Annotated in this window: 16 protein-coding genes; 7 read left to right on the forward strand and 9 right to left on the reverse strand. The window is 64.9% G+C overall.

Annotated features, from left to right (window positions below; genetic code table 11):
* The 9 genes from ABLE93_RS21705 to ABLE93_RS21745 form a co-directional block, all read right to left on the reverse strand.
* On the reverse strand, window positions 1–2,505 hold the full coding sequence (locus ABLE93_RS21705) for a heavy metal translocating P-type ATPase (RefSeq protein WP_348841905.1): 2,505 nt from the start codon (window positions 2,503–2,505) through the stop codon (window positions 1–3).
* A gap of 61 nt (window positions 2,506–2,566) precedes the next feature.
* Window positions 2,567–3,211 carry a hypothetical protein gene (locus ABLE93_RS21710; protein WP_348841906.1) on the reverse strand — a complete coding sequence of 215 codons (645 nt, stop codon included), beginning with the start codon at window positions 3,209–3,211 and terminating at the stop codon, window positions 2,567–2,569.
* 1,161 nt (window positions 3,212–4,372) lie between these two features.
* The gene (locus ABLE93_RS21715; protein ID WP_149577669.1) at window positions 4,373–4,750 is read right to left on the reverse strand and encodes a hypothetical protein; all 378 of its coding nucleotides are present in this window, start codon (window positions 4,748–4,750) and stop codon (window positions 4,373–4,375) included.
* A gap of 22 nt (window positions 4,751–4,772) precedes the next feature.
* Complete coding sequence (locus tag ABLE93_RS21720; protein WP_149577668.1) at window positions 4,773–7,982, reverse strand: efflux RND transporter permease subunit; 3,210 nt, start codon at window positions 7,980–7,982, stop codon at window positions 4,773–4,775.
* On the reverse strand, window positions 7,979–8,368 hold the full coding sequence (locus ABLE93_RS21725; protein WP_149577667.1) for a P-II family nitrogen regulator: 390 nt from the start codon (window positions 8,366–8,368) through the stop codon (window positions 7,979–7,981). Before ABLE93_RS21725 ends, ABLE93_RS21720 begins: the two co-directional genes overlap by 4 nt.
* Window positions 8,358–9,347 carry a divalent metal ion exporter adaptor subunit IhpB gene (gene ihpB, locus ABLE93_RS21730; protein WP_348841907.1) on the reverse strand — a complete coding sequence of 330 codons (990 nt, stop codon included), beginning with the start codon at window positions 9,345–9,347 and terminating at the stop codon, window positions 8,358–8,360. The genes ABLE93_RS21725 and ihpB overlap by 11 nt, the downstream gene beginning before the upstream one ends.
* Entirely contained in the window at window positions 9,344–10,615 is a 1,272-nt protein-coding gene (locus ABLE93_RS21735; RefSeq protein ID WP_149577665.1) for a TolC family protein, read from the reverse strand. The genes ihpB and ABLE93_RS21735 overlap by 4 nt, the downstream gene beginning before the upstream one ends.
* A gap of 65 nt (window positions 10,616–10,680) precedes the next feature.
* Window positions 10,681–11,112, reverse strand: a complete 432-nt coding sequence (locus tag ABLE93_RS21740; RefSeq protein WP_149577664.1) for a hypothetical protein — start codon at window positions 11,110–11,112, stop codon at window positions 10,681–10,683.
* A 68-nt stretch (window positions 11,113–11,180) separates the two neighbouring features.
* Window positions 11,181–11,705 (reverse strand): MerR family transcriptional regulator, encoded by a 525-nt coding sequence (locus ABLE93_RS21745; RefSeq protein WP_348841908.1) that lies wholly within the window; start codon window positions 11,703–11,705, stop codon window positions 11,181–11,183.
* Between the two features lie 67 nt (window positions 11,706–11,772).
* Between ABLE93_RS21745 and ABLE93_RS21750 the strand changes: the two genes are divergently transcribed.
* The 7 genes from ABLE93_RS21750 to ABLE93_RS21780 all read left to right on the forward strand — a co-directional run bounded on the left by ABLE93_RS21750 (window position 11,773) and on the right by ABLE93_RS21780 (window position 21,608).
* The gene (locus tag ABLE93_RS21750) at window positions 11,773–14,022 is read left to right on the forward strand and encodes a heavy metal translocating P-type ATPase (RefSeq protein ID WP_348841909.1); all 2,250 of its coding nucleotides are present in this window, start codon (window positions 11,773–11,775) and stop codon (window positions 14,020–14,022) included.
* 291 nt (window positions 14,023–14,313) lie between these two features.
* Window positions 14,314–14,955: a hypothetical protein gene (locus tag ABLE93_RS21755; protein WP_209483271.1), complete on the forward strand. Its 642-nt coding sequence runs from the start codon at window positions 14,314–14,316 to the stop codon at window positions 14,953–14,955.
* A gap of 3 nt (window positions 14,956–14,958) precedes the next feature.
* Window positions 14,959–16,026 carry a helix-turn-helix domain-containing protein gene (locus tag ABLE93_RS21760; RefSeq protein WP_012115948.1) on the forward strand — a complete coding sequence of 356 codons (1,068 nt, stop codon included), beginning with the start codon at window positions 14,959–14,961 and terminating at the stop codon, window positions 16,024–16,026.
* A 98-nt stretch (window positions 16,027–16,124) separates the two neighbouring features.
* Window positions 16,125–16,481, forward strand: a complete 357-nt coding sequence (locus tag ABLE93_RS21765; RefSeq protein ID WP_041577510.1) for a hypothetical protein — start codon at window positions 16,125–16,127, stop codon at window positions 16,479–16,481.
* 131 nt (window positions 16,482–16,612) lie between these two features.
* Complete coding sequence (locus tag ABLE93_RS21770; RefSeq protein WP_012115946.1) at window positions 16,613–17,020, forward strand: FixH family protein; 408 nt, start codon at window positions 16,613–16,615, stop codon at window positions 17,018–17,020.
* Window positions 17,017–18,438: an efflux RND transporter periplasmic adaptor subunit gene (locus ABLE93_RS21775; RefSeq protein ID WP_012115945.1), complete on the forward strand. Its 1,422-nt coding sequence runs from the start codon at window positions 17,017–17,019 to the stop codon at window positions 18,436–18,438. The genes ABLE93_RS21770 and ABLE93_RS21775 overlap by 4 nt, the downstream gene beginning before the upstream one ends.
* Window positions 18,435–21,608 (forward strand): efflux RND transporter permease subunit, encoded by a 3,174-nt coding sequence (locus tag ABLE93_RS21780; protein ID WP_348841910.1) that lies wholly within the window; start codon window positions 18,435–18,437, stop codon window positions 21,606–21,608. Before ABLE93_RS21775 ends, ABLE93_RS21780 begins: the two co-directional genes overlap by 4 nt.
* Window positions 21,609–21,900 lie beyond the last annotated feature (292 nt).

Genomic DNA, 21,900 nt, shown 5'->3' on the forward strand with positions numbered 1-21,900 from the left:
TCATGTTTCCCCATCGCGGTAGCCAAGCAAACGTAGTGCATTGAACACCACCACCAGCGTGGATCCCTCGTGCGCCGCCACGGCAGGGCCGATACCGAGGCCAAATACCGTCGCCGGAACCAGTAGCGCCACCACTCCCAGGCTTATGAACACGTTCTGAAGGATGATGGAACGCGTACGGCGGCTCAGCCCGACCGCGAACGGGAGATGACGCAAGTCGTCCGCCATGAGTGCGACGTCCGCGGTCTCCAACGCCACATCGGATCCGGCGGCTCCCATGGCGATGCCAACCGTGGCATTCGCCATCGCCGGCGCATCATTGACCCCATCGCCGACCATCGCGACTTTGGCTTCCTTTTGCAGCTTTTGAATCGCCACGACTTTGTCCTCGGGGAGGAGGTCGCCCCAAGCTTCGTCCAGCCCTAAATCCTTGGCGATGGCGTCGGCTACCTTCTGGTGATCGCCCGAGATCATGAGCATCCGAGTGATGCCGAGATCGCGCAGCCGCTTGAGCGCATCGCGAGCGGCTGCGCGGGGCGTGTCCATAAGGCCGATGGCTCCGAGATCCCGCTCACCAAACCGCACCGCCATCGTGGTGCGCCCGGCGTCTCGTAGCTTCGCGATCGATGCCTTCACGGCCGGAGTGAGCGGGGGAATACCTTCTTCCCCGAACATCTCAGCCTTGCCGAGCCAGACCGGCTGTCCGGCAAATGAAGCGACCACGCCGCGCCCGGTGAGGCTTTTGAGATCGGTCGCCTCCTCTATGTCTCTTCCTTCCAGCTGGGCAAGCCCGTCGCGAACGATTGCAGCGGCCAGCGGGTGATCGCTGAGGGCCTCTACTGCGACCGCAACCGAGAGGAGCTCATGTTCCGAAACCCCTTCGACCGCCACGACGTCGGTGATGCGCGGTTTGCCCTCCGTCAGCGTTCCCGTCTTGTCAAATGCGATAGCACTCAGCGAGCCCAGATTCTCCAGTGGCGCGCCACCCTTCACCAGCACGCCGCCACGTGCCGCTCGCGCGACGCCGGACAACACCGCGCTCGGCGTGGCGATGGCCAAGGCGCAAGGACTTGCGGCGACGAGTACCGCCATGGCACGATAGAAGCTTGAGCTGAATGGCTCGTCCACCACCACCCAGGCGAACAGAAGGAGGATCGCGAGCGCCAGCACCACGGGCACGAAGATACGTTCGAATGTCTCAGTGAACCGCTGGGTCGGTGATTTTTGCGTTTCCGCCTCACTCACCATTTTTACTACCTTTGCCAGCGCCGTATCGCTCGATAAGCGCGTCGCCTCCACCTCAATGGCGCCGGCACCGTTGATTGTTCCCGCAAAGACCCGCGAGTCAGAGCCAACCGTGTCTGGCCGCGCCCGTGCCACAGCAATGTCGTCAACCGAGCGCTTGTCCACCGGTATACTCTCGCCGGTGACAGGAGCCTGATCGATGGCGGAGGAGCCCTTCACCAGGAAGCCGTCGGCAGGTAGACGCTCGTTAGGGCGGACCAGCACCACGTCGCCGATCACAAGTTCCTCTACGGAAACCTCCAAGATGCCATCAGCGCGGCGCACCGTGGCCGTGCGTGGAGCGAGCTTGGCCAGGGCCTCGATCGCCTGCTTGGCGCGGCCCATGGCATAGTGTTCCAATGCGTGGCCTAGGCTGAACAGGAAGAGCAGCAGCGCGCCTTCCGCCCATGCGCCAAGCGAAGCCGCGCCCGCAGCCGCTACCAGCATCAGCGTATCGATCTCGAACTTGCGCAGGCGCAGATTGTCTATCGCTTCGCGGACCGTGTAGAAGCCGCCAAAGAAATATGCCCCAACGAAACACACGATGGGCAGCCAGCCGGGTGCGGCCGGTAATAGCTTCTCGATGGCAAAACCGACGACGAGCAGCGCGCCGCAGGCAAGAGAGAAGATTAGCTCAGTGTTCGGTCCGAAGATCCTGCCATGGGCATGATCGTGCTCCCCTTTTCCTTCCTTATGTTCTGACCTGGCATGCGTAAACATGACTGACCGATGATCATATCTAGCGTGAGAGGGCAGCCTATCCAGCCGTAGCGCGGCCGCATCCCTCGCGGCGATAACCCCCATTTGAACGAGGGCGTTTCGGATTTCCTGCTCTGTTACCGCCTCGCGGTCGAATTCGACGCGTACGAGATCAGATGCACTGGCTTCGGCCTCCAATACCCCGGAAAGCTTACGCAGTTTCTCGGCAACGGTGCGCGCACGCCGTTCATGGGTGATCCCTTCCACCTGCCAAATCGCGTGACCGAACCGCTCGGTAATCTGCGCGCCAACGCTTTGGGCAAGTTCCCGGATGCGAGGTAAGCCGATTACCGTCGGGTCATAGTGGAGGCAGAGCTGCGCCGACTCGCCGCCAGCGACGTGCACATACTCAATGCCCGCGCGCTCCTGAAGCTCCGAAACGAGCCGACTCACACAGGAGTCTACAGCGTCGGGCACGTTTGGCAGAAGGATTGGAATGTCCAGTCGAAGCTTCTCGATCATCTTTGTAAGCTCCCCAGATTCACCAGCATCGCCCAACCCGACATCTGACAATAAAGACACCTTAGGGTTTTAATTCTGACTTGGATCTATCGCCGCCCTTCTTGGCTGCAGCAATGATTGCAACGAATTCATCGTGTCTTCCATCATGGTCACGGACGTATTCGGCAATCTCGAGTGCCGCGGACTGTTCGCACCACTCTACGATACGTGCTTGCTCACGATCTCGGTCGAATTCATAAAGTTGCCGAATTGCCTGCAGCGCACCCGCTCGCGCCATGTCAGCTGAACGGCGGACTACAAAGATCGATTGGTCAGCGGGCAACTCACCAACCACCTCTTGGCGTATATGATAGGTCAATCGAGATATATCACCATATTTTCCTGACGACCTCTCGGTTACATCTGGTATAAACTGAGAGCAATATATTGTAATATTCTGTATAAAAAACGATCTAGTCAATATTGTTTCCAATATTTCGTTTCCATTAGCGGATCTGATATCGATACATAACATATAAATACATGCGAAAAATGCACATATAGATAATTTTTCTTTCACTATTTGTATCATTGCGTTAGTCCCAAGCTCGCATGCATTGATCATATTGAATTTTGCAATGAGTAAGCTCGTGCGGCCTGAAAGACCTATTTTTGTCGTAACATGAAGATTTATTCTTTGCACAAAACAATTTATGCTCTCCGACATTTGAATGTTCACAGCCTATTGCCGACGTTTGTGAAGTTTGCGCAGGCAGATAAAATGGGGTGAATTGCGTGCCCGCGGCGAAAGCCGCTCCGATGCAAATGCTATTTAACGCGATGCAAATGCACGCTGTAAAAATCGCCTTATTCATGATTTTACCTCCAAAAATTGGAATTTAGATGGATGAAGAGGGGCGAATATTCGTCCCTCTTCCTTCTTAATGACTCGGCTTAGCGCACCGCGCGATCGTTAAGCCACGGCGAGGGCGAGGGAATGAAGGTCCCTGGGGTAGGCGCCTGAGGGCGGCTCATCTGCACCTTAGGCGAGCCGCTCGTTGTCCCAGAAAGACGGCCGCCGGGATAACTTTCCTGCTGCACGTCAAGGAATTCATGTCGCTCTTGCTCCTCCACGCCGAGCGTCGACGGATACGGCTCTGCGAAAGCCGTAAGCGGAGGGAGGATGAAACTAAGAGCAAGGACATAAATCTTCATGATTTAACCTCGAATGTCGAATTAAACTTGATTTATTTCATTTGTTTTCAACATTCGCGTAGCGAGGAGGGGGGATTTCTACGCCTAGGCCGACACCACTACGGGTCTCGTTCGCCCATTGCCCGCACACTCTCCACTCTGGGGGCCCCGACGACGCACCTTCATCGAAGGGGGAGACGTGCGGGCAAGCGTGGCACTCGCACCGCACCGCAGCGCAGGCCGGATTGCGGGTGTCTTCGTCACTCTGATGGTGGTTTTCATCCGTAAATGCGCTCGCTTCTAATGACATCGCGCTCGCGTTCCAGGAATACCCCGGAATACACAAGACTACGATCAGCATGAGACTTAGCAAAATGCTTCGGATAAAGCCTCTCACACCGCCTCTCCCTCTTGATCGAAACGACCGAATATTGAATTCACCGGCTGGATTCCATAGTGCGTTGCTCGGACGGAACATCGCGCGTCTGGCCGGAACGGATAGATGTGCTGCGACCATGGGGCAACGGGTGAGTAACCCCGAGTTGGACGTCTCGAAAATCGTGCCTCTGCTTCTCACGATATGTCTTCGGTCGCGGATCGAGTGCCAGTGCCGGCGACGCGATGCCGAACACGAGCACGCACAAGGTGCCGCGGGCAACGTAGTTCCACACAGTACTTTTCATGACACACTTCCTTATGGGGTGGTGAACTTGGCCTGACCGGACTTGCCGGCCGGGGTTTTAATGAGCAGCGTGACCGCCGTGCCCTTGACGATGGTTGATGGCGCCTTGCCGGCCAGGGTCTGACCGCCTGCGGTAAGCTGGATAGTCTTGCGATCGGCGCCGGAGGCCAGCATGGCAGAACCGGTAAAGCCGGCGGTATCGACCGGCTTGCCTGCCTCATCGACTACGTGGAAGGTCAAGGTCTCGCCCGAGACGACAAGTTCGGCATGGACGCCGGCGACGTCTTCCAAGGGGCCGCCATTGGGACCCTTCTGCGCACCATGGGCATGCTGGGCGAGGGCGGGCCCAGCGGCAAGCAGGCTGAAAGCGACGATCAGGCTCTTAAGCACGGGTCTTTCTCCGATTTTGGGGCTAGGGGGATGGGGCTTCGGCCTGCGCCTCGGGGGAGGCCGCTGGCCTGGTCTCGCGCCGGAACAGCACGTAGAGCGCTGGCAGCACGAGCAAGGTCAGGATGGTGGAGGAGATGATGCCGCCGATGACCACGGTGGCGAGCGGGCGCTGCACCTCCGCGCCCGGGCCGGTGGCGATGGCCATTGGCACGAAGCCGAGCGAAGCGACCAGCGCCGTCATCAGCACCGGGCGCAGGCGTGTCAGGGCGCCGTCGCGCACCGCCGTCACCACGTCCCGCCCTTCCGCCCGCAGGCGCTGGATGAAGGCGATAATGACGAGGCCGTTCAGCACCGCCACGCCCGAGAGCGCGATGAAGCCGATGCCGGCGCTGATGGAGAGCGGCAGGTCGCGCAAGATTAGCGCCGCGATGCCCCCCGTGAGCGCCAGCGGCACGCCGGAGAACACCAGCAGCGCATCCGCTACCGAGCCGAAGCTCATGAACAGCAGCAGGAAGATGAGCAACAGCGCGATGGGCACCACGATGGCAAGGCGCTGTGTGGCCGAAACCAGCTGTTCGAACTGGCCGCCCCAGCCGATCCAGTAGCCTTCGGGCAGCTTCACCTTATCTGCCACCTGGCGCTGGGCGTCGGTGACGAAGGAGCCGAGGTCGCGGTCGCGCACGTTGGCGCTCACCACGATGCGCCTTTTGCCGTTCTCCCGGCTGATCTGGTTCGGGCCAGGGGAGACCGTGAGGTTGGCGATGGCGGACAGCGGCACGTAGCGGATCTGCCCGCCAGATCCCGGGACCCAAGCGGCCTGGACTGGCTTGGCCTCATCGCTCGCCGCAGGGGGAAGCGGCACCGGCAGCGCGCGCAGGGCCTCGATGTCGGTGCGCAATTCCTCCGGCAGGCGCACCACGATGTCGAAGCGGCGATCGCCCTCGAACAGGGCGCCGGCCTCGCGGCCGCCCACCGCGATCTCCACCAGCTCCTGCACGTCGGCGACGCTTACCCCGTAACGGGCCATGGCCGCTCTATTGAGGGCGACCGTCAGCATCGGCAGGCCGGAGACCTGCTCGGTCTTCACGTCGGCGGCGCCCGGCACCGCCTGGAGCACGCTCTGCACCTGCCCGGCCACCTGCAGCAGCATGTCGAGGTCGTCGCCGAAGATCTTGACGCCCACATCGCTGCGGATGCCGGAGATCAGCTCGTTGAAGCGCAGCTGGATCGGCTGGGAGAGTTCGTAATTACTCCCCGCCACGCCCTCCGCCGCCTTCTCGATGTCGGTCATCACCGCGCTCTTGGACTTGCCGGGGTCCGGCCATTCGGCGCGTGGCTTCAGCATCACGTAACCGTCGGAGATGGAGGGCGGCATTGGGTCGGTGGCAACTTCCGCCGTACCGGTGCGGGCGAACACCTCCTTCACTTCCGGCACCTTCAGCAGGCTCTTCTCCAGCGCCTGCTGCATCTCCAGCGACTGGGTAAGGCTGGTGCCCGGCACCCTGAGCGCCTGGATCGCCGCATCGCCCTCGTCGAGGCTCGGAATGAACTCGCCGCCCATGCGGGAGGCGGCAAGGCCACTCGCAACCACGAGGCCGGCCGCGGCCACCGCCACCACGGCGCGGTAGTTGATGGCGGCATCGAGCAACGGCGTATAGAAGCGCCGCGCCCCGCGCATGATGACGTTCTCGTGCTCGGAGACCTTGCCCGTTACCAGCAGCGCGATGGCCGCCGGGATGAAGGTCATGGAGAACAGAGCCGCGCCGGCCAGCGCCATCAGGACGGTGATGGCCATGGGCGTGAACATCTTGCCCTCCACCCCCGTTAGGGTGAGCACCGGCAGGTAGACCACGGCAATGATCATGGTGCCGAACAGGCTCGGCCGGATCACCTCCTTGGAGCCGGCGAGGATGGTCTCGAACCGCTCGGCGCGGGTCAGGAGCCGGCCGCGCCGATGCTGCTCTTCCGCCAGCAGGCGTAGGCAGTTCTCGACGATGATGACCGCCCCGTCGATGATGATGCCGAAGTCGATGGCACCAAGGCTCATGAGGTTGGCGCTGACACGGTTCTCCACCATGCCGGTGATGGTGAAGAGCATGGCGAGCGGAATGACGAAGGCCGTCACCAGCGCCGCGCGGAAATTGCCGAGCAGCACGAACAGCACCACCACCACCAGCAGCGCGCCTTCCAGAAGGTTCTTCTCCACCGTGGCGATGGTGGCTTCCACCAGGTGTGAGCGGTCGTAGACGGCACGGGCGATGACGCCTTCAGGCAGCGAGCGGGAAATCTCCTCCAATCGCGCGGCGACACGCTGGGCCACGGTGCGACTGTTCTCGCCGATGAGGAGCATGGTGGTGCCCAGCACCACCTCTTCTCCGTTCAGGGTCGCCGCGCCGGTGCGCAGCTCACGCCCCTCGCGCACCTCGGCAATATCGCCTATCCGCAGCGGCGTGCCGCCCCGGCTGCCGATGACGATCTCGCGGATCTCGGCGGCGTCCGCCACCTGGCCCGGCGTGCGCACCAGATACTGCTCGCCGTTGCGCTCGATATAGCCGGCGCCCACGTTGGCGTTGTTGGCGGCCAGCGCCGTCATCACCTCGCGGAACGAAATGCGATTGGCCATCAACCGCGCCGGATCGGGCAGCACATGGAACTGCCGCTCGAAACCTCCGATGGTGTTCACCTCCACCACCCCCGGCACGGTGCGCAACTGCGGCTTGATGATCCAGTCCTGGATGGTGCGTAGGTCGGTGGGGCTGAAGGGCTGGCCGTCAGGCTTCTTCGCCCCGTCCCTGGCCTCCACCGTGTACATGTAGATCTCGCCAAGGCCCGTGGACACCGGCCCCATGGCGGTCTCCACCCCCAGCGGAAGCTGGTCCTTCGCCTGCTGGATGCGCTCGTTCACCAACTGGCGGGCGAAGTAGATGTCGGTGCCATCGCGGAACACGACCGTCACCTGGCTGAGGCCATAGCGGGACAGCGAGCGGGTGTATTGCAGGCCGGGCAGGCCGCCCATGGAGGTCTCGATGGGAAAGGTGATGCGCTGCTCGGTCTCCAGCGGCGAGAAGCCGGGCGCCGAGGTGTTGATCTGCACCTGCACGTTGGTGATGTCGGGCACCGCGTCGATGGGGAGGCGCGTGAAGTTCCAGGCCCCGAAGGCGCCGATGGCGAGGCAGAACATGACCACCAGCCAACGCTGGCGGATGGAGAAGGCGAGGATGGCGTCGATCATCGCGCCCCCTCCTGAGCCTGAGCTTTGCCTGCCTCACGGATGCGGGCGAAGCGCTCCACCGGCGTAACGAAAACCACTCCGTCACCGCGGTGTCCGGTCCACCCAGCGCGCGTGAGGGTCGAGATCACTGCCTCCACGACGCCGGCACGGCAGACGATCTGCAACTGGAGATGGCGCTGGTAGGTGAGGTCGTATTCGCTCGCCACATAGGTGCCGCCGGCACCGCGGCCGCGACCTTGGCCGCGCGCTTCGGTGAAGGTAAATCCCGGGAATTCAGGTAGCTCGTGCAGGGCTCGCACCACGCGCCCTTCAAGATGAGGATGAATGAAGGCAGTGACGAGCCGCAGGCCGTCGTCCATCGCGCCGGGGGACGCCTCAGTGCTCATGGCTAGCGCTCCCTTTGGCGAGTTCCGCCTTCACCACGAAGCTGTTTCGCGCGGCGTAGACATCACCGGGCATGAGCCCGAACAGCACCTCGGCCCATTCCGCATCGCGATCACCGATCTCCACATCGCGGGGGGCGAACGCGTCACCGTCGCGCACGAACACGACGGTGCGGTTGTCGATGGTCTGAAGCGCGCTGGTTCGGACCGCGAGATCCACCGGCTTCTCAGTCAGGGTGATGGTGCCCACGGCGAACAGGCCGGGCCGCAGCCGCATGCCGTCGTTGGGAATGACCGCCCGCGCCAGCGCGGTCTGGGTGTCGGCTGATCCGATGGGCGAGACATAAGCCACTCGGCCGTCGATGACCTGCCCACCGTCCTCCGGATCGATGGCGACGGTGTCGCCGGCACGCACCCGTGGAAAATCGCGGCGATAGACGGAGAGATCCACCCATAGAGTCGAAAGGTCGGCCACCACGAAAGCCGGCTTCTGTTCGGAGGCGTATTCGCCAAGCCCGACTTGCCGGTCCACCACCGTGCCGGAGATCGGCGCCTTCATGTCGTAGGTGGTGAGGCTCTGGTTGCTTTCGACGACCGCGAGAACGTCGCCCTTGGCCACCTTGTCGCCGATCCGCTTGCGGATCTCCCGGACGATGCCGGGAAAGCGCGGGGTTACCTGGACCACGTTTTCCTGATTGGGCTGGACCAAGCCATTGAGGCGTAGCTTCTGGCGAAGCGTCCCGGGGCTGGCCGTCTCCAGGCCGATGCCGGCAGCAGCAAGCCTGGTGTCGTCCAGTTCCACCCCGCCCTCGGCATGTCCGCCTCCCTCTTCTCCATGCCCACCCTCCGCACCATGTCCGCGCTCAGCGGCTAGGCTGCCCGAAACGGGAGCGTTGCGGTCCTGGAATGCGTACAGCGCCCCCGCGCCGGCCAGCAGGCCGATGAGGAGCATCGCCACGTCGCGTCGCGCCGTGCGGCTCATTTGGCTTTTCCTTTGTTGAGATTCACCGGCCGACCCGTCAGCCCTTCGAGGGTGGCGAGTGCGGTGTGGAACGAAACCAGCGCATCGAGCTCGCGCAGGGCGGCGTCGGTGAGGGTGGACTGGGCGTCAAGCAGTTCCAGGAGCGTGTAGCGGCCTTCGGAATAGCCGGTCTCTACCCCCTCGAAGGCAGTCCGCGCGCCTGGAATGGTGCTGCCGCGCAATAGCGCTATTTCGTCGAAGGCCGCCCTCATCCCGTCATGGGCCCGGCCAAGCTGGGAGATGAGGGCATTGCGGGCGATGGCTTCCTCCGCTTCGGCCCGCAGCATCTGTTCGTTCGCCTCGGCGATGCCGCCGTCATTGCGGTCGAACAGGGGGATCGGCATGGACAATGAGAAGCGCATGCCGCTGTCAGCGGTCTCGTTGTAATGCCGGTAGCCGACCCCCAGGGTCACGTCCGGCACCGACTTGGCCTGTGCCGAGCGCAGGTCCGCCTGCCGCTGGGCGCGCAGGGCGGTGAAGCGGGTGAGCTGCGGATTGCCCAGCGCCTGCTTGACAAGCCCCGGCAGTGGCGGGGGGGCGCTGACCTTCAGCAGGTTGCCGGTCGCCCGCCCGAACCTTGCCTCCTGAAGGCCCATGAGCAGCGCGAGTTCCCGCCGCGCGGTGCCGAGCGCAGCGCGGGCTCGGTCCAGCTCCACCCGGGCGAAATCGGCGGCGACACGGGCGCGGGAAATCTCGGCCGGGGAGGAAGCGCCGGCCTGGACGCGGTTCTGCAGCAAGGGAGCGAGCCGCTGGATCGCCGCCACCTGCGTCTCAAGAATCTGGGCGCGCTGCTGCGCCCCGAGCACGGCGGCGAAGGCGGCGGCGGTATCCGCCAGCACCTGCAGGCGGATCGCCTCCCGCTCCCAGCGCGCCACGCCGACCCCGGCGCCGGCGGCCGCCAGCCGCGCCTCGCGCTTGCCGCCCAGCTCTACCAGTTGGCTGATCTGGATCGTCTGCTCGGCAAGGTCCAGCCCCTGGTAGGAGCCCGAGCCCGCCGCATTGTCCACCTCTAGGGAGAGGTTGGGGTTGGGCAGGGCCCCGGCCTGGGTATTGCGGCCGGCTGCGATGCCGATGTCGCGTTCCGCCGCCGTGAGGCGCGGATTGGCGGCAAGGGCGCTGGCGAGGGCGCTTGTGAGGGTCAGCGGACGGGCGGTTTCGGCGCGCGTCTGCGACGCGTGAAGCAGCGCGAGCGCTGCCCCAAGCGCAAGCGCGAGGGCACGAGGCGACATGATCTGATCCAAAGTCTGATGGCGGATCGCCGACGCGGGGCGTCAGCGCGCGAGCAGAAGTCGGATCAGGCGCGCGGGGGGCGGATGTCTGCGGGAACGGAGCGGCCGGCGCTCAGGCGCGTGGGCGCTACCTCCGACGTGGATGGCAGACGCAGGGCCTCGCTTGCTGCCGGAGTATATGGCACCACCATGGAGCAGCCATGGCAGTCATGGTCCGAGGCAGGCTGGGGCTGGGCCGGGTCATGCGCGGCGCCGAACACCTTGGCATCCGTAGCGGCGAGGGAGGGGTCCGCAACGGATGCCTCGACGGGCGACAGGTCGGTGCTCGACACACCGACGCCCGTCAGCGTAACTGAGGTCCCAGCCAACTCTCCCAGAGCGCCGTCCACATCAAAGATGTGATGCGCTGCCAGTGCGCTTGCGAACGGCCCGGCCACAAGGCATGCCACCACGACGACCGACACGGCGCGGCGGAACGCCGGACCGGTGATCGACATGAGGACTTTTGCCAAGACGCGAAGCATGGACCATGAGAGACCCCAAGAGCCGCGATGTGTCAAGTCTTTCAGAAGCGCTGCGTCAGCGTACCCGAAAAGCTTGGGAGATCGCTTGAATTTCGGCCGATCCCAAGGTTTTCGCCCTGGCCGTTATGAAATTGACATTGTCCGTGATCGGAAAGCGTCTCGATCACCCTGCACTGTGCCACGTGGCCGTGGGCGCAGCCGTCGACCATGCGTTGAAGCTCCGCCTCCAGCGCCCTGAGCGCGGCGATGCGGCTGCGCACCTCGATCAGCCGCGCGCTGGCGATCTCGTCCGCCGCCGCGCACGACTGCTCGGGCCGGTCCTGCAGCGTCAGCAGGGTGCGGATAGCCTCGATGTCAAAGCCCAGCTCGCGCGCATGGCGGATGAAGGCCAGCCGCTGCAGGTGGGTGGCGCTGTAGAGGCGGCGGTTGCCCTCGGTGCGCGGCAGCGCCGGCATCAGGCCGATCTCCTCATAGAAGCGGATGGTGGGCACCTTCACCCCGCTTAAGCGCGCCGCCGCGCCGATGGGCAGGAGGTCGGGAAAATTTTCGGACGACGGGCCGGACATTGGGGCTTGCTCCTCTAGTGACTAGAGCATCTAGGATCCGCAGCGTGACGCAAAGAAAGGCCGCATCATGACCGCCCCTCTCGTTCAAAGCCGGTTCCGGGTGACCGGGATGGACTGCGCCTCCTGCGCCGCGAAGATCGAGGGCACCACGCTGCGCATCGCCGGCGTGGCGGAAGCCGAGGTCTCGGTGGCGGCCGGCACGCTGGTGATCCGCCATGCCCCGGACGCCGACCTTGCGCCCCTCGCCGGGCGCCTTTCCCCCATGGGCTACGCCCTCGCTCCGCTCGCGGCCGGCGGCGGGCAGCGCAAGGCACACGACCATGGAGAGAGCTGCGCGGGGCACGATCATTCCGACCACGACCATGCGGGCCACGACCACACCGGCCACGATCACGCAAAGCACGACCACGCCGAAACCGGCGGCCACGACCATGGTGCTGTCCCCGCCGCCGAGGGCCGCTGGTGGTCCACCGGCAAGGCGCGCCTCACGCTCCTGAGCGGCCTCGCCTTGGTGGCGGCCTTCGGCATCGGCACCTTCGTCCCGGCGGTGCAATCCTGGCTCTATCTTGCCGCCATGCTGGTGGGCCTCGTGCCCATCGCCCGCCGCGCCATCGCGGCGGCGGCGAACGGCATGCCCTTCACCATCGAGATGCTGATGACCATCGCGGCGGCCGGCGCCGTCATCATCGGCGCGGCCGAGGAGGCGGCGGCGGTGGTGTTCCTGTTCCTGGTGGGCGAGCTGCTGGAAGGCGTCGCCGCCGGCCGGGCACGCGCCAGCATTCGCGCGCTCTCGGCGCTGGTGCCCAAGACCGCGTTGGTGGAGCGCGACGGCGCCACCGTCGAGGTGCCCGCCGCGAGCCTCACGGTGGGCGAGGTGATCCTGGTGCGGCCCGGCGACCGGATTTCCGCGGACGGCCTCATCGTCGCCGGCGAGAGCGGCATCGACGAAAGCCCGGTGACCGGCGAGAGCGTGCCGGTGCGCAAGGGGCCCGACGCCACCGTCTTCGCCGGCACGGTGAACGGGGAGGCGGCGCTGCGGGTGCGCGTCACCGCCACCGCCGAGGACAACACCATCGCCCGGGTGGTGAAGCTGGTGGAGGAGGCGCAGGAAAAGCGCGCGCCCACCGAGCGGCTCATCGATCGCTTCTCGCGCTATTACACCCCCGGCGTGGTGGTGGTGGCGGCGCTGGTGGCAATCATCCCGCCGCTGCTGTTCGGCGGGGCGTGGGATGCCTGGATCTACAAGGGTCTTGCCATCCTGCTCATCGGCTGCCCCTGCGCGCTGGTGATCTCGACGCCCGCCGCCATCGCCGCCGGCCTCTCCGCCGGGGCGCGGCGCGGGCTGCTGCTGAAGGGCGGAGCCGTGCTGGAGACGGCGGGCAAGGTCACCACCGTCTGCTTCGACAAGACCGGCACTCTCACCGAAGGCCGCCCGCAGGTGACGGACGTGATCGCCTTCGCCCAGCCGGAAGCCGAGGTGCTGCGCCTCGCGGCGGCGCTGGAGACCGGTTCGAGCCACCCCCTCGCCAAGGCCATCCTCGACCGGGCGGCGGCGGACGCCATCGCCATTCCCGTGGCCGAGGCCGCGCAGGCGCTGGGCGGCAAGGGCGTGTCGGCGCAGGTGGAGGGACGCGAGGTGTTCCTCGGCTCGCCCCAGGCCGCCGCCGCGCGCGCGCCTTTGACACAGGCGCAGGCCGACCAGATCGCGGCGCTGAACGACGCCGGCAAGACCGTGTCCCTGCTGGTGGCCGACGGCGCCATCGCCGGGGCCATCGCCATGCGCGACGAGCCCCGCCCGGACGCCCCCGAGGGCCTTGCCGCGCTGAAGCGGGAGGGCATCCGCACGCTGATGCTCACCGGCGACAACAGGCGCACGGCGGAGGCTATCGGCCGGCAGCTTGGCATCGAGGTGCGTGCCGAGCTGCTGCCGCAGGACAAGCTGCGGATCGTCGGCGAGCTGCAGCAAGAGGGCGCGGTGGTGGCCAAGGTGGGCGACGGCATCAACGACGCCCCGGCGCTGGCCGCCGCCGACATCGGCATCGCCATGGGCGGCGGCACCGACGTGGCGCTGGAAACGGCGGATGCCGCAGCCCTCCATGGCCGGGTGAAGGACGTTGCCTCCATGATCGCCCTGTCCCGGCGCACCATGGGCAACATTCACCAGAACATCGCCATCTCGCTGGGGCTGAAGGCGGTATTCCTCGTCACCACCATTGCCGGTATCACCGGGCTGTGGCCCGCGATTTTGGCCGACACCGGCGCCACCGTGCTGGTGACCCTGAACGCGCTGCGGCTCCTCTCCTGGGGGCGTGGGTGACAGGGCGGGCAATTCGCAGCGAAGCCCGGCTCTTCATTCCAGACCTTGATAGCTCAACGCGCGCGAGTCTCTTGCTTCAGATCTTTTTGAGCACGGCGGTTACAAATATGAGGCTGCCCGCGAAGATCAGGCCCGCTATTGCGCTCGGTGGCCGGCGATGGCGGAGTATACCTTCACACTAGAACTCTTCTTCGATCCTTCGCCGCCCCCGACCACCCAACCAAGACAGTTGCTCGCGATAATTTTTTCCTCCACAAATGAGGGTAAGAAAATTATCGTGGGAGCGATTCGATGGCTGCGGTTCGCGTGCTTGCCGATCATCCTGAAGTTGACGCTCGCCTCGCCGAGTTCGGCGTCACGCGTCAGGAACTGCTTGAGGTCGTGCGCGGCGTGGTCGCTGCTCGCTCGGACGCGACGTTGGACGATCCCGCCTCGGCCGAAGGGCTGCTAGCGTATATCTATGGCACCCGCTATGTGCGGCAGGTCTTCCTGGCCCACGAATGGGTCCGCTACCGCGAGAACAACGTCGAATCGGTCAAACATCCCGACCGGCCGCTGAAGGTCGTGTACCAGAGCGTCGATCTCGCGGCCGACACACTGCACAAGCCGCAGGCAGTGTCCGGAAAAGGTTCCGGTGCTGACCGCATCATTGCGGTGGGACAGGCGGGACTGTTCCCGGAGGAGGAGATGTCAGCGGCGCGGGATCAGAGCCTCGCGGAGCTCCAGACCGGCGTATGGTTCTTCTGCGTGTCGGTTCAAGGTGGTGATGTCCGTGCCGAGCTGTCGCTGCCTTCGGGCATTTCCGGCGGCAATTTCGAGGGCTTTATCGAGCGCATCTTCATCCTCGGTGGTGGTGAATGGCCGGCGGATGTCATCGTTGATAGCGATCGTCCGGATGGCATCGAGTTCGAGCCTGCTGTTTTGCGTCGCTAGGCCATGTTCAACATTGGCAGAATGGAGCTCGCGCGAAAGCGGCAACGGTTGACCGCCAAGGCTCTCGCCGAGCGGGCTGGCATATCGCCGGTCACCTTGTCGCGTGTCGTCAACGGGCAGCAGATTCCGGATGAAGACACGGTCGACGGCTTGGTGCGCGCGCTGGGATTCCCGCGGGAGTTCTTCTTCCGGGACGACGCGGCTCCGATCAGCGCTGATGCCGCCAGCTTCCGGAGCCTCACGGCGATGTCGGCGCGAGAGCGCGATGCGGCGCTCGCCGCCGGCTCACTGGCCTTCGAGATGTCAGCCTGGGTGCGGGAAAGGTTCGTTCTGCCTCAGCCAGACCTGCTCGACCTCAGCCATGAACGCGATCCCGCTGGAGCCGCACGTGCGCTGCGCCAGCATTGGGCGATCGGCGAGCGGCCGATCTCGCATATGATCAAGCTGCTTGAGACGAAGGGCGTTCGCGTCTTCTCGCTGGCCGAGAACACGAAGAATGTGGATGCCTTTTCCTGTTGGCATGATGGCGAGCCGTATGTCTTCCTCAACACCTTCAAGACCACAGAGCGCAGCCGGTTCGACGCCGCTCATGAACTGGCTCACCTCGTCCTGCACAAGCACGGCGGTCCCAATCAAGGGCGCGCTGCCGAGCTCGAGGCACATGCGTTTGCATCGTCGTTCCTGATGCCTCACGACGACGTCGTGGCGACGATCCCATTCGTCCGAAGCCTTGATCAATTGGTACTCGCAAAGAAGCGATGGGGCGTGTCCGTAGCTGCGCTCGCACACCGGCTCCACCGGATCGGCCGGATCTCCGATTGGAACTACCGGACCTTCTGCATCCAGATAAACAAGCGGTTCGGCACGAACGAACCTGACGGTCTCCCACCGGAGCGATCTGCAATATGGCAACGTGTCCTTACGGAGCTTTGGCGGGAAGGCGTGACACGCCGGCACGTTGCGGCCCGCCTGGATATCCCCGAGGCAGAACTCGACAATCTGCTGTTCGGCCTTACCGGCGATGTGAGTCCGCCATCCGTCGGTGGTTCGTCTCTCCGGCTAGTTCGGTGATTGAGCCCGGAAGCAGCGTCCATCTGCCACGAACCTGTGACAGCTTCGTACCGCTGCTCGCATTCCCAAATTGCCTCGCCTATGACATGTTGCGCTGCATGAAGGTCGCCACTTGGCTCCGCAGGCTGCTCCCGATCCTTGCGATCGTAGGGCTTGTTGCCGGACCGTTCACCGCACCGGTGAACGGCGCCGCCATGGCGGCCGCCGTCGATATGTCCATGCCCGAAATGGCGGACGACATGCCGTGTTGTCCGCATGAGACGCCGGCAGCTCCTGACTGCCAGAAGACCTGCCCATTAATGGCATTGTGCATGGCCAAGTGCTTCTCGGTGGCACCGATGCTTTCGCGCCTGGCCTTCGCTTTCTGGGATCGGAGCGATGCCATCCGCCCTGGCAGTGACGCCATGGGCGACGCGCTCACCCTGGAGCCTCCGGCTCGACCTCCGCGAACCTAAGACATCGCCGGCGTTTGTGCGCCGGCTCGTGCCGCCCCAGCGAGGCTCGGGTGGCCGAGGGCGCGTGGCCATAAGCCGCGCAACACCGGGCCATGCGCACGGTGCTCCGATGAATCTGGGATTTTCAAATTATGACGAACTCTTCCATGAAGCGCGCCGCTGCGGCGACGCTCGCGGCCGCGCTTTCCGTGGCTACCCTCTCGACGGCGTATGCCGACATCACGGACTACGAGTTCCGGCTCGTTCAGACGGACATCAAGCAGGGCAACGGTGCCATCGTCGCTGTCCGGCTCGTCGACAAGCGATCCGGCAAGGCGGTTCCCGACGCCGTCATCTTCGCGACCCGTATCGACATGGCGCCTGACGGCATGGAGACGATGGCGGCGCCGATCGAGGCTCTGCCGTCGACCGAGCCGGGTGTCTATCGCTTCAAGACCAACTTGATGATGGCCGGCGGCTGGCGGCTTTCGCTCGGCGCCAAGATCCAGGGTGAGACCGGCACGCTCGAGAACAAGCTGGTCCTGAAGGCCGTACCGTGAAACGGATCGGCCTTGTGGGCCTCGCTCTCGCCGCCATTCTGGCGGCGGGGATCGGAGGCTATTGGGCGGGCGTCCGGGATTTCCCAGTAGCCGGCCTGCGCGAATGGTTCGGTGTCGAGGCGACCCTTGCGGCGGCTGAGCCGGTCGGGACGGGAGCGGTGATCTATTATCAGGATCCCGACGGCAAGCCGGTCTATTCGGCAACGCCGCGCCGGACCAGGGATGGCCGGGCTTTCCGCACCGTTCGCGCCAGCGAGGATGTGAGCTTCGAAGGCAGGCCGCCGGCGACAGTTGAGGCGGCTGGGCAGGCCGGCCCGCGGCGCATCCTCTACTACCGCAACCCGATGGGTCTGCCGGACACCTCGCCGATGCCGAAGAAGGACTCGATGGGGATGGACTACATCCCCGTCCATGAGGGCGAGGACGACAACGGCTCGGTCGTGAAGGTCTCGCTTGGCAAGCTGCAGCGGACCGGTGTGCGATCCGAGTTGGCCGCGCGGCGTGTCGTCGGCAGGCTGGTGCGGGTGCCGGGAACCGTCCAGCTCGACGAGCGGCGCATCTCCGTGGTCGCCACCCGGAGCGACGCCTTCATCAACGAGGTGGCGAACGTCACCACGGGCGACCGGGTGACGAAGGGCCAGATGCTGCTCCGGCTTTATGCGCCGGATATCGCCACCGCCGGCGCCCAGCTCCTAACCGATCTCAAAAGCGGCGGCCGCGATAGTGCTCTCGGAGGCGCCCGCCAGCGCCTAGAGAATCTCGGCCTGCCGCCTGAAGCGATCGCCGAGATCGAGCGCACGCGCAAGGTGCCGCTGTCGATGACGTGGCGTGCGCCGCGCGATGGCGTCGTACTCGAACGCAATGTCGTCGACGGCATGAAGGCAGCACCGGGCGATGTGCTGTTCCGCCTCGCCGACATTTCGACCATCTGGGTACTGGCGGATGTGCCGGAGTTCGATCTTGGGGCCGTCCGGCTCGGCGCGCCGGTGACGATCCGGGCTCGAAGCCTGCCGGGACGCACCTTCGAAGGACGTGTGTCGCTGATCTATCCGCAGGTCGGTGAAGCAACGCGGGCCACGCGAGTGCGGATCGAGATCGCCAATCCCGGCGGTGTTCTGCTTCCCAATATGTATGCCGAAGTGGAGATCGGCACAGGCGATGCCGCGCCGGTGGTTGCTGTCCCCGATAGCGCGGTGATCGACACCGGCACGCGGCAGGTCGTGATCATTGATCGTGGAGAGGGCCGGTTCGAACCGCGCGAGGTAAAGATCGGCCTGCGCGGCGAAGGCTTCACCGAGATCCGCGAGGGCATCGCGGAAGGCGACCGTGTCGTTGTCGCGGCGAACTTCCTGATCGACGCCGAGAGCAATCTGAAGGCGGCGCTGCGTGGCCTGACACCTGCGGAGGCACAGCCATGATCGCCCACCTCATCGGCTGGTCCGCCCGCAACCTCGTGCTGGTCTTCATTGGCACAGTGTTCGCCGTCGCTGCCGGGCTCTATGCGCTGAAAACGCTGCCGCTCGACGCCATCCCCGACCTCTCGGACGTGCAGGTGATCGTCTATACCGACTATCCCGGCCAGGCGCCGCAGGTGGTCGAGGACCAGGTCACCTATCCGCTCACCACCTCGATGCTGACGGTACCAAAATCGAAGGTGGTGCGCGGCTTCTCCTTCTTCGGCGTCTCTTTCGTCTATGTGATCTTCGAGGACGGCACCGACCCCTATTGGGCACGCAGTCGCGTGCTGGAATATCTCAACGCCGCCGCGCAGCGGTTGCCGGCGGGCGTGACGCCGACCTTAGGACCGGACGCGACCGGTGTCGGCTGGGTCTACCAATATGCCGTCGTCGCCAAGGAGATGACGCTCGCCGAGCTGCGCTCGCTGCAGGACTGGGTGATCCGCTTCGGCGCGTCCAAAGCGGAGGGTGTCGCCGAGGTCGCCAGCGTCGGCGGCTTCGTGAAGCAGTATGCGATCGTGGTCGATCCGAACCGGCTGCGGGCGTTGGGCATCTCGCTCGATCGGGTGCGCGACGCCGTCAAGGCCAGCAATGCTGATGTCGGCGGGCGCACCGTCGAGCTCTCCGAGTTCGAGTTCATGGTGCGCGGGCGCGGCTATATCCGGAGCGTCGCCGACATCGAGAACGTGGTGCTGAAGACCGACCGCGGCGTGTCGCTGCGGGTCAAGGATGTGGCCCGCGTCGAGATCGGCCCGGACGAGCGGCGTGGCATCACCGAGCTCAATGGCGAAGGCGAGGTCGCCAGCGGCATCGTGCTGCAACGCTTCGGCGCCAATGCGCTGACAGTGATCGAGAACGTCAAGGCGCGGCTCGCCGAGATTGCGACGAGCCTGCCCAAGGGCGCCGAGATCGTGCCGGTCTATGACCGATCCGAGCTGATCGGCCGGGCGATCGAGACGCTGAAGGGCACGCTGATCGAGGAAAGCATCATCGTCGCGCTGGTCTGCGTGGTGTTCCTGCTGCATCTGCGCAGCGCGCTCGTCGCCATCCTGATGCTGCCGGTCGGCATCCTGATCGCCTTCGCGGCGATGAAGGCGATCGGGCTTGGCTCCAACATCATGAGCCTCGGGGGCATCGCCATCGCGGTGGGCGCCATGATCGACGCGGCCATCGTCATGATCGAGAACGCCCACAAGCATCTGGAGCGGGCTCCTCCGGACAAGCCGCGCGTCGAGATCCTGATCGAGGCGGCGAGCCAGGTCGGGCCGGCGCTGTTCTTCAGCCTGCTCGTCATCACCGTCTCCTTCCTGCCGATCTTCACGCTGGAATCGCAGGAAGGCCGGATGTTCGGCCCGCTCGCCTTCACCAAGACCTTCTCGATGGCAGCTGCAGCGTTGCTGTCGGTGACGTTGGTGCCAGCGCTGATGGTGGTCTTCGTGCGCGGCCGGATCATCCCGGAGCACAGGAACCCGATCAATCGCTTCCTGATCTGGGTCTATCGCCCCGTCATTAGCGGCGTCCTGAAGGCCAAGACGCTCACCATCCTCGTCGCGCTCGTCGTGCTCGGCGTGACCCTCTGGCCGGCACGCCAGCTCGGCTCGGAATTCATGCCGAGCCTCGACGAGGGCACGCTGATGTACATGCCGACCACCTTGCCGGGCATCTCGGTCACCAAGGCGGCCGAACTGCTTCAGGTGCAGGACCGCATCATCAAGAGCTTCCCGGAGGTAGCCTCGGTCTATGGCAAGGCGGGGCGCGCGCTCACAGCGACCGATCCGGCGCCGACCGAGATGTTCGAGACCATCATCAACCTGAGGCCGAAGGACGAATGGCGCCCCGGCCTCACCATTGACAGTCTGAAGGCCGAGATGGACCAGGCGCTACAATTCCCCGGCGTCTCCAATGCCTGGACCATGCCGATCCGCGCCCGCATCGACATGCTCGCGACCGGCATCCGCACCCCGGTCGGGGTCAAGGTGTTCGGCACCGATCTCGCCCAGATGGAGCAGAGCGCCCGTGAGATCGAGCGGGTGCTGCGATCGGTGCCGGGCACATCGAGCGCCTATGCCGAGCGCGTTATCGGCGGCTACTATCTCGACATCGTGCCGGACCGGGAGGTGCTCGGCCGCTACGGCCTGGCCATTGGCGATGTCCAAAGCGTGATCGCAAGCGCGCTCGGGGCGGAGACGGTGACCACCACAGTCGAGGGCCGCGAGCGCTACGCCGTCACCATCCGCTATCCCCGCGACTTCCGGAGTGACCCGCAGTCAATCGCCCGCGACGTGCAGGTGCCGTTGCCAGGCGGCGGAACGGTGCCGCTCGGCGAAGTCGCCAAGGTCGAGCTCACCCGCGGCGCAACTTCGATCCGCACCGAGAACGGCCAGCTCGCCGTCTATGTCTTCGTGGATATCGCTGGCCGGGACCTGGGCGGCTATGTCGCCGAGGCGCAGCAGGCGGTCGCGAACGAGATCAAGCTGCCGCCCGGAACCTATGTCTCGTGGAGCGGCCAATTCGAATATCTCCAGCGCGCCGAGGCGCGGCTGAAGATCGTCGTGCCGGTGACGCTGCTGGTCATTTTCCTGCTGCTCTACCTCAACTTCCGGGCACTCACCGAGACGCTTATCGTCATGCTGTCGCTGCCCTTCGCGCTGGTCGGTGGCATCTGGCTGATGTGGTGGCTCGGCTTCAACATGTCGGTCGCCGTTGCCGTCGGCTTCATTGCCCTCGCAGGTGTGGCCGCCGAGACCGGCGTCATCATGCTGATCTATCTCGAGCAGGCGATGGCGGAACTGAAGGCTGAGCGGGAGGCGCAAGGACGGCCCTTCACCCGCATCGACCTCTATCAGGCGATCATGCTCGGCGCCGTAGAACGGGTGCGGCCGAAGATGATGACGGTCATCGCGATCACGGCCGGGCTCGTCCCCATCCTGTGGAGCACCGGCACCGGCTCGGAGGTGATGCAACGCATCGCGGTGCCGATGATCGGCGGCATGGTGTCCTCGACGGTGCTGACGCTCGCCGTGATCCCAGCGGTCTACGGTTTGATCAAGGGTTGGCGATTGCCGCGGAGCGTCGCCTCCGAGAGGGCGATCGAACAGGGGCCGGCCGGCCTCAAGGCGGCCGCCAAATAAGAGGAGGTTCCAATGATGCACGACATGATGGGATCCATGGGATGGGGCATGGGCCTTGCCGGCCTGATCGGCATCCTCGTCTTGGTGCTGGTGATCGCCGCCCTCACGAAATACGTCTTCTTTCGGTGAGGAGCGTCATGCGCAGCTTCGATCGGAAGCTGTGCGCGAGGAAACAGCCAACGAAAGGAGAAGCGGCATGACAGCCGAGCTTTTCGCGGCACACCGTGAGTTGGTGATCGGCGCCACATAGGCGACTGCTATGCCCGTGCTATCGCGCCTCTGGGCGGCCGAG

This window comes from Xanthobacter pollutisoli, assembly GCF_040044995.1.
GTDB lineage: Bacteria > Pseudomonadota > Alphaproteobacteria > Rhizobiales > Xanthobacteraceae > Xanthobacter.

Coding starts and splice junctions, on each gene's coding strand:
- ABLE93_RS21770 (WP_012115946.1), top strand. CDS start 16,613: ATGACGAACTCTTCCATGAAGCGCGCCGCTGCGGCGACGCTCGCGGCC.
- ABLE93_RS21735 (WP_149577665.1), bottom strand. CDS start 10,615: ATGTCGCCTCGTGCCCTCGCGCTTGCGCTTGGGGCAGCGCTCGCGCTG.
- ABLE93_RS21720 (WP_149577668.1), bottom strand. CDS start 7,982: ATGATCGACGCCATCCTCGCCTTCTCCATCCGCCAGCGTTGGCTGGTG.
- ABLE93_RS21760 (WP_012115948.1), top strand. CDS start 14,959: ATGTTCAACATTGGCAGAATGGAGCTCGCGCGAAAGCGGCAACGGTTG.
- ABLE93_RS21765 (WP_041577510.1), top strand. CDS start 16,125: ATGAAGGTCGCCACTTGGCTCCGCAGGCTGCTCCCGATCCTTGCGATC.
- ABLE93_RS21740 (WP_149577664.1), bottom strand. CDS start 11,112: ATGTCGATCACCGGTCCGGCGTTCCGCCGCGCCGTGTCGGTCGTCGTG.
- ABLE93_RS21725 (WP_149577667.1), bottom strand. CDS start 8,368: ATGAGCACTGAGGCGTCCCCCGGCGCGATGGACGACGGCCTGCGGCTC.
- ABLE93_RS21745 (WP_348841908.1), bottom strand. CDS start 11,705: ATGTCCGGCCCGTCGTCCGAAAATTTTCCCGACCTCCTGCCCATCGGC.
- ABLE93_RS21780 (WP_348841910.1), top strand. CDS start 18,435: ATGATCGCCCACCTCATCGGCTGGTCCGCCCGCAACCTCGTGCTGGTC.
- ABLE93_RS21710 (WP_348841906.1), bottom strand. CDS start 3,211: ATGTCGGAGAGCATAAATTGTTTTGTGCAAAGAATAAATCTTCATGTT.
- ABLE93_RS21750 (WP_348841909.1), top strand. CDS start 11,773: ATGACCGCCCCTCTCGTTCAAAGCCGGTTCCGGGTGACCGGGATGGAC.
- ihpB (WP_348841907.1), bottom strand. CDS start 9,347: ATGAGCCGCACGGCGCGACGCGACGTGGCGATGCTCCTCATCGGCCTG.
- ABLE93_RS21755 (WP_209483271.1), top strand. CDS start 14,314: ATGGCTGCGGTTCGCGTGCTTGCCGATCATCCTGAAGTTGACGCTCGC.
- ABLE93_RS21705 (WP_348841905.1), bottom strand. CDS start 2,505: ATGATCGAGAAGCTTCGACTGGACATTCCAATCCTTCTGCCAAACGTG.